Origin of the sequence: Legionella sp. PATHC035 (assembly GCF_026191115.1) — a bacterium.
In the GTDB taxonomy this organism is placed as follows: Bacteria; Pseudomonadota; Gammaproteobacteria; order Legionellales; family Legionellaceae; genus Legionella.
Genome location: NZ_JAPHOT010000001.1, coordinates 3279962 through 3291897, shown reverse-complemented (window position 1 = coordinate 3291897; position 11936 = coordinate 3279962). Strand labels below are relative to the sequence as shown.

The following is an 11936-nucleotide window of genomic DNA, read 5'->3' as shown; positions in this document are numbered from 1 at the left end:
ACTCACCTAAAATTTAATAAGCCTTTAGTTTTTCTAGAACGAAAGTCAATAAACTCATCGCGATCTTCAATGTTTAGATAAATATTCATTTTTTTTACTTCAACAAAAGGTTGTCCCAAATCATGGTGATAACGATGTCCTGGATAGACAAGCACTTCATCGGGAATCACTTTTTTAAGATAGTTCAGGGAATCAAACATGATGCCTGCATCCCCACCTTTACTATGACAAAAACCACAACCTTCATTAAATAAAGTATCACCCGTAAAGAGCGCGTTATCGATTTGAAAACAAAGCCCCCCAAAAGTGTGGCCGGGTGTTTGATGGATAATAATGCTAGGAAAACGCTCAATAGTAATTGTGTTTTGTACAGGATAAATCGGCTTAAGGTTATGGCACTGGAATTCATAATAGGCAATCTCTGTACTGCTCATATACACAGGACACTGGTAAGATTTGGCAAAATAATTTGCCAAATGCGAATGATCTAAATGATGATGCGTTAATAATATCGCAATGACCCTTAAATTATTTTGGGTTACAAAATCCTGAAATTTCTTTTTTTCCCATGAAGGATCAATAAAAATACAGGTATTATGTTCCGTATCCACAACAACGGGGCAATAATTTATAAATTTAAATCGTTGTGTTTTAATCACTTCAATGTACATCATGAACTCGTATAAAATTAAAATCAGGGTGATACGCCATTTGATAATGATACTTATCAAAACAAATGAGCTGATTTTTTTTGACTGCTAAAACAATGGGCTTGGCCGTAAATAACCGAGAAATCAGATCCTCATCTGCTTCAAGACTAACACATGGATTTTTAGCAAAATAAAGAACTGGAGATACCATCAGTTCACCGGTGATGCGATGCGTATCAAATAGGTTAAAATAATAAGTTAAGTGCGCTTCATCTCGAGTCTTATGTAACGTAATGCGATTTCGTGCGCACCATAGCTCTAATTTTTTCACATCAAAAAATGGTGCTACATCGTCAAAAGGCAATTTTAAATCAACATTTAAAATAAAATGGTCGACACAATGTTCAACCAGAGCACTACTTTCCCATAAGACTAAACTGGCATCCCTTTTTGCACATAAAGTAACATAAGAAATCGCTGAATCTAAATAATGAATAGAGTGCCCCAGAGTCCGACCTTCTGCCGTAAAATCGCCGACAACTATTTGTTTCTCCAAACGCAATTCAGCCTCAAGCGATCGAAGCTCGAGATGATTTTTTTCCGAAAACTTAATCATCATGGACCCCAATCGCCTTCTCCATATTCTGGCGACGCATTTGAATGTTCCAAACGGCCCCCGTTACCATTTGATACTCATTGTGTAACAAGGGTTTAATTTTCAAATGTGCTTTTTCCAATTCATGCCAGGGCAAGGCGGGAAAGAAATGGTGTTCCACATGATAACCAAAATTTAAAAATAAATAATGTTGCAACCATCGTGGAAACCAGGTACTACGTGTTGTTAGAGCATGTTCTTTTAATGTAGGTCGATGTTGCGTGGGTTCCAAACCTAAATGCTGTGGTGTTGACAACGTTTCCCAAAGCACCCCATACAACAAAATCGCTGGAAAGAGATTTTTAAACGTTAAAAAGCTTGGGAAACACCACTTCAAGAGTACATAAGTAAAAAACAAAAAGAGTACTGAGAACAAACATTGTCGGAACATCATTCGCGATAGTTTTTTTTGTTTTAAGAGCTTCAGTGGATAAGTCCAATAAACGAGATGCAAAAAAAACACATTTAAAGGGATAAACGTTCTCCACCCTACATGAAAGATCCAGGGTAGCTTCTTACTTATTTTTGCTTGTTTCAATAATTCGAATACAGGATCTTTATCAATATGCCCGGTCCATTTGTGATGCTCTTCATGAATGATTTTCCATGGGTAGAAAGGCATGCAACAAAAAATGCTGTTGTAATGACCAAGGACCACATTAAACCAGGATTTACTGGATAATGTGTTATGGCCACACTCATGGAGTAAAATGAAATTATGGAGAAATAAAATCGCCAGGCAAACTTCCCCTATGCAATAAAAAAATAAGCTGTTCTTCCCTAAAAAAACAACAGCAGCATAAACCAACACCATATCGGCAATCAGAAAACCAAGACTTTTGGTCAATCGCCGTTTAAAGTTCAATGACTTTCTCACTTCAGTGTATTCTTCGTTACTTAACATAAAACCGCTTCCTTTTTCTTTTCAATAATATTTATAAGTTGTGATATAGAAACCTTTTCAAGTAATACGGTAGGTGAAATGCTGATCTCTAACTCCGATTTAATTTGTTCTGCCAAATGTATTGCCGCTAATGAATCAAAACCATAATCGGTTAATGATTTATTTAAATCTAAATTTGCGGTAGAGCAATTTACATGTCTGGCTAACAGTGTCAATAATTCATTCTCTATACCTGCAATTTTAGGTAAAATCAACGGAGTTTCCTTTTGAGGAATCAACGCTTCCTGAATCTGTTCCTCGTAACTAAGTCGTGTTTTTAATTTGGCAATAAAGATCGATTGATTGATTTCTTTGGGCATCGCATAGGCATCGACTGCAAACCCCATTTCGAGGAGTAGCTTTTGCCAGGTGTGGGCATGGAGCAAAGCACTCGCGGAAATACGGTATTCATCTTTTGGGGAATGCCATTGTTTAAATAAGCCAAAAGTAAATGCAAGGAATAAACTGTTTTCAGTTGCTTCATTGATAATAAGCACTCCCTCATCACGAAGCAAAGGAATAAGATTCATCAGACATTGACGAATATCATCTGCAGTATGCAATACATTACTTGCAATAATGAGATCAAATTGTTGGCTCATCGCAGGTTTATTGATATCTAAAGTACAGGTTTCTACACCACCATACTCAGAGAAATTGTCTTTAGCCTGGGCAACGAATTGAGGGTTGATGTCACTAAAAGTGTAATGAATCTGATTGGCGCATTGAGTTAATACTGCTTCCGTAGTAGCGCCAGTCCCCCCTCCCAATTCAAGAACATCAATTCGTTGATGTCGTGTAGCAGCGAGTTCTTTAACTATGGAAGCAATGGCTTGATTGTAATGGCTTGCCAAAAGGTTTTTTTGATAAATAGCACGGACCAAATCATCTCGCCCAAAAGGAAACAGGACTTGATGTATGGTTTTTTGACCTGTGACCACCTCAGTAAACTGTGCAGCACACACGGTGAGCAACTGAACAAAAGGTTTGATTTGAGGGTATTTTTTAATTAATTGCACATGGTCTTGCAGCAATTCAGCTTGAGATTTAACTTGACTTTTATTTTCATGAACATGTTTCTGTTCAAAATCTTTTAGGCGGTTCATTAATGCAAAATAGTATTTTTCATAATCCTTGCATACTCCTTGCCCCAAATAATTTTGACTCCAAACAACACCATGGGTCAGTAAATGATGCTTCATTAAATGAAAACAGAAATGTTCTAACTCATCTAATCCCTGATTAAACAGGAGCAATTCTTCAGTCTCCTGAGCCAAAGCATCCGAACAAATCGGCATCATTGCTTTAACTGATTCTGAAACGTTGAAAAAACTCAGGTTCGATTGGTCCGAGCACCTTGCTAATTGCAGTGAGTAAGCTCCTTGTTCTGCTGTGATGGGTGAAATACCGGAAACACACATCAGTTGATTTGCCGCTTCATCTTCTTGCTGCCAAAATCCCCAATGAACCAGTTTTATTTTCTCGGAATGCAATGCATTAATTAATGCATCAGCATAAAAGCATGTTGCTGAATAAGCACCCCTGTTTTTATTTTGTGTATAAACTTGCACTGAGGATGTCATTACAATGTGCTTCACTTCATGGCGACGACACGCATTGATCAAATGATAAGTTCCTAACACCTTAGCCCCCATCTGCATCAAATAGTCTTCATAGCTTAATAAAGTGATCGGCGATTCTGCATAAGAAGCGCCCAAATGATAAAGACAATCTATGACTCCATAGTTTTGAATCACTTCGTCAATGAAAGACGCCACTTCATCGCCAACAGTACAATCTACTCTTCGCCAGTGCAGTATTCCTTCTGTTCTTGGCAGCGTGTTACGACTGGCTATAAAGAGCGCTCGCGGTTGACGCTCAATAAACTCGGGGACCAAGTATCTTCCTACTTGGCCATCTCCACCAATAAGCACAATCACTTCATGACTCGGTGTCGAATGGCTTAAAGACAGATTCAGTGCTTTAAGCTGTCGATGCCAAACGCCATCATCTGCTAAAACTAATGGATAAGCCTGACCTTGATAGGACACAGTAAACGCTTGAGGGATAAGGGTATTGCCCGCAAGGTCAATGCATTCAATAAACCAGGATGGGTATTCCTTTTTTAAGGATTGAGCTAAACCATGAATGCTTGCTGCATAGGGATTAATCGTCGATTGCTTTAGTCCATAGGCATTATTACTGAATACATAGAGTTTTAAGGGTTTTTCGCCATAAGCCAGTTCGTCCAATTTTTTAATGCAATTTAAAAAGCCAGCCATCCCATAGCGTTGAGAAGAAAGCAAGGAATCAGGATTGATCTCTTCGTCACACATCCCTGCAAAGTAATAAATCAATTCGCAAGGGTGTTCTTTCAACCAGTGCATCCCCTGCTCTACTGAATCGGTGTCATCGACAAATACAAAATAAATAAAACCTTTATAACCTGTTTGTTGCACTGCCTTTTTTACTGATGGTTCTTGCGCCCTTGTCAAAAAAACAGCGACATACTGATAATTATCAAGCTCAAGAAAGGCAACCTTTTTCTTCCTCCAAATGGGTTTATAACATTCTATAGACCTTAGGTCTTTATTGATTGATTTTCGCTTCTCTTGCTCTTCAAACCAACAATAATGAGTGGCAAAAGGATAAACAGGCAAAGCCAGGGGAATGGCATTAATTCCTTTATAAATGCGTTGCCAGTTAATCAGTTGCCCCCCTTGATAGGCATAGGCAAGCTTATTCAAATAATCTTTTAATTGATTGGGTAACTGCTGGAATTCAAGAAGAGTTTCTTTGCTTAAAGTATGACTATATTGAGGGGCTATTGACCCAGAACCATATTTTAATTGCTCTATCAAATCATCAAGGTTTTCCACAATAAAGAACTTACGACAAGCAAAATCAGCTCGTCCTACATTCAGGGTAAAGCTTAATTGAGTCAGGCTTATGTTATTGTTCAAAGCACATAAATAATCCAAAAGTTGCTCTGTCTTTTTTTCTAGAGCAGCTTCTGTCTTTGCAGATAATTTGATTGGAATATAAGATAAATTAGGCAGTTGTTGTGGCAAAGGCATTTTGCGCGCTAAAACACAATGACCATTACTGCCACCAAAACCAAAACTATTAATAGCGATCGTCGATAACAAAGCGGGTTCGGCCTGACTGGCAATATGGAATGGACTCTCTGCAAGTCGAATGAATGGATTAACTTCCTGAAAATTTACCTGCGGTGGAATCATTTGATGTTTGAGCATCAACAACCCTTTAATCACACCGGCAAGTCCTGCAACAGGTTCTGTATGGCCAATATTGCTCTTTACTGAACCAATATAAAGTGGTTTTACTCGTGATGAGAACAACTCATTCAAGACTGAAAATTCAATAGGATCACCTAGATGAGTTGCAGTAGCATGTGCTTCAAAATAATCTATTTCATCAATCGATATTCCATGCTGATATACTTGGGATAGCAATTGTTTTTGCGCTGCAGGATTAGGTGCGGTCAATGATTGTGAATGCCCGCCGTGATTGACTTGAATTGCTTTTATATTGGCTTCGATACGTAACTCTTGCCTGACAGCCAAATCTTCCTCCACTAACCAAACACCAGCCAAACCCTCTCCTTTCACATAACCATTGGCTTGAGCATCAAAAGGGCGACATTCATTCGTTGGAGAAAGAACATTTAACTGGGCGGTTAATTCAAGTGTTTTTACATCGCAAAGCAAACTAACACCAAGAACAAGAGCGGACTCGCATTCACCGTGCTTAATGGCCTGTACTGCACGATTCAAAGCGGAGAAACTGCTCGAACATGCGGTATCAATGGTTTCACTTGGCCCATGGAAATCAAAAAACTGTGAAATTCGATTTGCAGCAAAAGTCTTGGCACAACCTGTAATTTGATAAAGACTACTTAACTGACTGCGATCCAATAAGCGCGCATAGTCATCAAATTGAATGGCAACAAACACACCGATGCGTTGACCTTTCAAAGAGAGCGGTGAAACTCCTGCTTGCTCGAATATATGCCAGGAAAGCTCTAATAACTTTCGTTGCTGCGGATCCATATATTTTGCTTGCTCAAAATTCAGATCAAAGAACGCAAAATCAAAATCTGCAAAATGGTTTATAAAGCCCATCTTAATCGAGTTATTCTTCTTATGATCAAAACGCGTCTGCAGAGGCATCTGGGTACAATCTTTCCCTGCTAATAAAGCGTGCCAGTAGTCTTCTGGGGTAGGACATTGAGCAAAAGAACAATAATAACCACAAATAACAACATTTGATAAGGTTGGCTCCAGGGCATTTAATGGGGAAGAAGCAGAAATTCTTTTTGTAATTGCTCTCCCCTCATCAACATCCTGCCCCCCCAACTTGTTCGCGGGGTTGTTCGCCAAATCCACAGTGCTCACTTCATCACTGGATTCCGCAGACAAACCATGCAACGTCGGTTTGATTGAGGAGTGAGTCGTTACATAGTCCTCTAATTTTCCTATCGTCTGGAATTCAAAAAATTGATTGGGATTTATTTGCATATCATAGTGCTTGCTTATTGCCTCCGTTAATTCAGTGAGGGTCAATGAATTAAATCCCAATTGATAGAAAGTCTGCTCCGATTTAATGTGCTGAGCTGAAATCCCTAAGATTGATTCGATGAGTTCATGTAATGAGTGATCCTTATTCCTGGAAAGCCCTTGCTGTAATTTCTGCAGAGGAACATGAAAACATTCTTGCGTTAAATAGTGATGAAATTGCTTGGGGCTCCCCTGAAACGGTATGTACTCACCTGCCGGGAGCGTTAATAACTGCCGGCAAATAAGGTTTAAATCATCTACCCTTAACGGCTCTAAACCTTGATTGTCCTTACTCCATGTTAACCAGTTCAACTCATCCGTTGACTGAGTTGACCCGGTCACTACAAAGGGTAAGTAAACATACACATGCTCTTTACAGTGGGCATTTAATGCAAGCAAAGAAGCGTTATAAATTGCATAATCTACTTGCTTGCTAAATCCAGCTAAAGCAGACAAGGAGGAAATACTAATTAACTTTTGGGGATGATGGTATTGAATGAATTGGCTTAAATGAAAATGCAGTCGTTTTCGTTGTGCTACTTCATTTGCGCTGTTACCAGGCATAATCCCAAGACAATTAATTATGACATCATAAGAAGACTTAGCAGGATAAGGAGCTGAAAAATCATGTTGGATGTAATGAACTTGTCCTTTTAAAGAATCGAGCATTTGTTGACGTTTCGGATCAAGACCACTTCGTCCAATAATGTCAAACTGAGAAATACCAGCACCAATTAAAGTCTGACAGAATTGATAGCCAATAGAACCCAACCCTCCTAATACAACAACTCGCCCTCCATGCAATAAAGGTAATGATTGATTATTCGTTTTAATTAAGTTTAATGCAAAAGTAGATCTGGTCTTGTCATACTGAATCATTCGATGGTCGAACTGATGTGCTTCGTTACTTACGATATTCACCACCTCAGTACTTGATAAACTCGTTAAATGAGGAATCAAAATATTCTTATGATAATGCTTGAGCAGCTTGGGCATGGACATCATGAATGCATGTAACTCCATCCAATGACTCTGGCATTGATGAATAAAAATAAATTGAACTTCTGGATTTTCAGAGATACATTGATTGAGTAATCCAATAAGGCGATCCAATCCCTTGTCTGCTAGCGCATCAAAAATTGCTACTTTATTGAACAAAGCGCCGGTCGTTACTGGGTTAAAAAACATTGGCCGAGAACCATTATCTAATTGACAAATCTCATCAAACTTAGCGATCGGCTCCAACGCGCAAAGCTCCATATCCAACTGAAAGCAATAGGGCATCATTTTTTCTGAATGTGAGAACCAATAATTCTGTTTTTTATATTGTGTTTTGGACCTTACACAAAGATTATGGGAGAAATTTTGTAAAATTAAATGCGCATTACTCCCACCTGCACCAAAACTACTCAAGCCAGCGAAACGAAGTGTTTGCTGAGGTAAGAATTCAGTACATATTTTAATTGGTACGTCATCGATATTTAATCTTGGATTTAAGGGCAAAGCATGAATTGAAGGAGCTAATGCTTGAGCTTGGAATTGCACAATGAGTTTAGCAATTCCGGCCATGCCAGCAGCAGATTCCAAATGCCCCAAATTACTTTTTATAGATCCTACATACAATGGATTCTCAAGAGAACGGTTACCAAATAGTTCCTTTAGTGCAGCAAGTTCAATAGGGTCCCCTAAAGAGGTTCCGGTTCCATGTGCTTCAATATAATCGATTTGATCGGGTCTAATTTTTGCGTTAGTCAAAGCGTGTTGAATCACTTTCACTTGTGCTTGAGCATTAGGTACGGTAAATCCGCTACTCTGACCTCCATGATTCAGCGCTAACCCCTTAATTAACGCATAGATGGAATCACCCTCTTCGAGTGCCTTTGTTGCTTTCTTTAAAAGAAGAACAACAACTCCTTCCCCGGGTACGTAACCATCGGCATATTCCTGAAATGGTGCGCTTCTACCTGTTGAAGATAAGAATTTATTTTGTACCAAGGATGCCAATTTATAGGGATGAGAACAGAGATTGACGCCACCAACTAACATGGCATCTACTTCATCATTAGCCAAATAACGACATGCTAAATCAATGGCAGTCAATGAAGAAGAACACATGGAATCGAGAGAAAAACTGGGGCCTGTTAAATTCAGCGTATAAGAAACACGATTTGCAATACTTGCGCCTAAAGATTGTGGGCGCTTTATGTCGGGGTCTTGCTGACCTTGTTCCACTCCATAATTTTGATACAGATGAAACATTGATGCAGCAACAACACCAATTTTTTTCTCTTTAATGTGTGCGTAACCTGCATCTTCGAGACAATGCCAAGCATTGGCCAAAAATAAGCGTTCTTGCGGATCGATTAATTCAGCTTCTCGTGGCGAGATATTAAAAAATAAAGGGTCAAAACCAGCAATATCTTCCAAATACCCACCCCAGGGATAAGGAGTATAATGCCACTTCCTCGTTACTTTCCTAATTGAACTTTTGGCCGTTTTCAAGTTATTCCAAAGCTCTTCCAAATTTTCAGCATCAGGTAATTGTAATGAAATTCCGATAATCGCTATGTCTTGCTCAGCGACTTCAGGGTACTCTAAAAGACGTAGTTCATGTCGAACGCGGTGATCCATCTCCTTATTTAGAGAAGATCCTTCAGTGCATTCAGGAAGAGGATTGTTTGGTTTGATGTCTGGGCCATAAGGGGTGGGTGGCTCAGATTGAGGTAATTGATTGAATCGATAATCATTCGATTTGACGATTTGATGAGCTAACAAAGAAGAATTAGCAATCACTACATGAGGAACATGAGCGCTCAATGCCCGTTCTAATAAAACAAAAGCATCCGGTGTTTCTAAAGGTAACGTTCCATATTCTTCTTTTAGTTTTTGTAATTGACGCGGGTTGATTTCCATCCCCCCTTCGGACCAATAAGGCCAACTGATACTGATAAATCGGGAGTGATGCTTTCCAGCGAGACGTGCTTGTTCTTGTTCGCAAGCATAGGCATTTAAACCAGCATTGGCCGCGGCATAAATACTTTGTCCAAGATTACCAATATCCGCTGATAAAGAAGAATAAATACAATAAAAATCCAGTGAATGATGTTGTAATGCATGGTGAATGGCACGCAAACCCTCCAATTTAGAACGCAGTGTTTTCTCAATATCTTCTGGTCGAATATTCATTAGCAGAGAATCATGTTTTTCGCCTGCTAAATAAAACAAACCATCTATATGGAACTTATGGGTGTTGAAAAACTGATTGACTGCTTCAACATCGCTTACGTCCAATTGGTAATAGGTCACACGCGCATCAGGAACAATGGGTTCACTGCGACCAATCACATCAATGTGGGCTTGATATTGCTCAATCAAATAATGAGTGAGTAAACGACCTAATCCGCCATTACCCCCGACAATTAAATAACTTCCCCCTTGTTTAATACACGAATGGATCAATGGAGAATCGAGTTTGATATAACTTTTGGCATAAAATTGGTCTTTTTGAAGATAAACACATTCATTTCTATTTGGCAAATAACCAACCGGATCCTTAACACACGCGTCACTAACTAAAATCGAATAATTGAGATGAGGATATTCTTTAACGAGACATGAAAAAAAAGCAGCGACCGATTGCACTAAATTCGGACGTTTCAAAGATAAACTGATAACAACGAGAGGTAAGGTATCTTGCGACCCACGGACAAATTTGGAAAAAGTTTCTGCGAGTTGATTTAAAATAGTTTGCAAATCAAGCTCAGTTTGATGATAGCGGGTATCGTAAATTATCCAGGCTGCTTTTGCTTTGTCCTGCAAAAACTCAAGTGCCTGATCATAGTTAAACCGATCATGAATAACCAGTACTTGCTTGTGATTGCTACTCCGATTTATGTGAGTTCTTGTTGGAACATAAAGTGCGTAATCCGCATTTTTTAAAGAAGTTTCCCGGTTGGAAAATGCTGCAGAAGCGCCATGAGAATCAATATATGCGGTTAATTTTTCTAAAGTATTTTGTTCAAACAATAAAGTAGGATAGAGCTCCAAATTAAATTGCTTTTCCAATACATCGACTAAAGCAATTAAACTACTGGAATCAAATCCCAAATCAAAAAAAGAAACATGTGGCGGTAAAACTGCAGGCGCGTCCTGTAAATTATTCTTTATTAGCGCTTTAATTTTTTCCTGAGTATCTCCGGAAACAATTTGCTGCGAGTCCAGAGGATTCTGAATGACTTGCTGTGCAAACTGCTTGCGCTGAAATCGCTTATTCGTTAATCCTTCAAGAGCCACTACCAAATCTCCATCAGGTGTCAATAAATGAATGCGGCATTTAATTAACGACTCATGGTGAGTTGGTATCACTTCAGCCTTAACGACTAAAGTAGGCGTGATCACTCGCGCAAATACATGCACCCGATCAATTCCTAAAGGTAAATAACTTACATCAGGCCCCGCATGCGACACTTCATCAAAATGCAAGGCGGCTATAGCAAAGGTAGCACCATCCAATAAGGCCGGGTGTAAATAAAAACGCGATAAATAAGGATGGGCCTTGGCGCTCAGCGTCAATTTCATCGCAATTGTTGACGCATTGATTTGTGTGGTTCCACTAACCTGCATAAATTCACCATGCTCAATCAATGAAGCACGCGCTAAACGGTACAGCGTACTCATTGAATGAGTTGGTGTCTCAGCAGTTTGCAATGCAATCGATTCAGGTAAATTGGGTCTTTTAAATGCGATGGCTGCTTTAAAATGGATAATTTTCTTATCATTTTCTTGATGATAAATTTCCACAATTTGGGATTGTGAATCATAAACAACAGACAAAATAATCGTTTCCCCCGCGAGCACTTTGGCTGCATGAGGATAAGTGACTTGGGTGAGCTCGAAGTACTCAGATTCAAAACAGCGAGCAATAATATCCAAATAAGCGATACCCGGTAGCACGCGGATCCCATCAATGCGGTGATCGGCAACCAGATAATTATCAGCTGTTAATTTAATTTTAAATACATTCGACATCAAAAAATTCATCCATTGTTGCTGAATACGGCTCTTCATGTCGCAAAACGACAGAATCTTGTTGCATCATACTCGAGAGA

The 11936-nt window shown here is 39.2% G+C and carries 5 protein-coding genes (1 of these 5 cut by a window edge); all 5 read right to left on the bottom strand.

Annotated elements, in window-relative coordinates:
• Window positions 1-2 precede the first annotated feature (2 nt).
• Tightly spaced (each overlapping or abutting the next), the 5 genes in view from OQJ13_RS14325 to OQJ13_RS14305 form a layout consistent with a single transcriptional unit that may run on beyond the window.
• Entirely contained in the window at window positions 3-674 is a 672-nt protein-coding gene (locus tag OQJ13_RS14325; RefSeq protein ID WP_265711509.1) for an MBL fold metallo-hydrolase, read from the bottom strand.
• A complete protein-coding gene (locus OQJ13_RS14320) occupies window positions 661-1269 on the bottom strand; it encodes a hypothetical protein (RefSeq protein WP_265711508.1) in 609 nt (202 codons plus the stop codon). The genes OQJ13_RS14325 and OQJ13_RS14320 overlap by 14 nt, the downstream gene beginning before the upstream one ends.
• Window positions 1259-2209: a fatty acid desaturase family protein gene (locus OQJ13_RS14315; protein WP_265711507.1), complete on the bottom strand. Its 951-nt coding sequence runs from the start codon at window positions 2207-2209 to the stop codon at window positions 1259-1261. The genes OQJ13_RS14320 and OQJ13_RS14315 overlap by 11 nt, the downstream gene beginning before the upstream one ends.
• Window positions 2203-11856, bottom strand: coding sequence for a beta-ketoacyl synthase N-terminal-like domain-containing protein (locus OQJ13_RS14310; RefSeq protein WP_265711506.1), 9654 nt, complete (start codon window positions 11854-11856; stop codon window positions 2203-2205). Before OQJ13_RS14310 ends, OQJ13_RS14315 begins: the two co-directional genes overlap by 7 nt.
• A protein-coding gene (locus OQJ13_RS14305; RefSeq protein WP_265711505.1) for a beta-ketoacyl synthase N-terminal-like domain-containing protein crosses the window boundary here: on the bottom strand, window positions 11840-11936 show its final stretch. It continues 7532 nt past the right edge of the window; 97 of the gene's 7629 nt are visible here — the last part of the coding sequence; the start codon falls outside the window, past its right edge; it ends in the stop codon at window positions 11840-11842. The genes OQJ13_RS14310 and OQJ13_RS14305 overlap by 17 nt, the downstream gene beginning before the upstream one ends.

Bases quoted from the DNA above. Each gene is read 5' to 3' on its own strand.
- OQJ13_RS14315 (WP_265711507.1), bottom strand. From the start codon at position 2,209: ATGTTAAGTAACGAAGAATACACTGAAGTGAGAAAGTCATTGAACTTT.
- OQJ13_RS14320 (WP_265711508.1), bottom strand. From the start codon at position 1,269: ATGATGATTAAGTTTTCGGAAAAAAATCATCTCGAGCTTCGATCGCTT.
- OQJ13_RS14310 (WP_265711506.1), bottom strand. From the start codon at position 11,856: ATGTCGAATGTATTTAAAATTAAATTAACAGCTGATAATTATCTGGTT.
- OQJ13_RS14325 (WP_265711509.1), bottom strand. From the start codon at position 674: ATGATGTACATTGAAGTGATTAAAACACAACGATTTAAATTTATAAAT.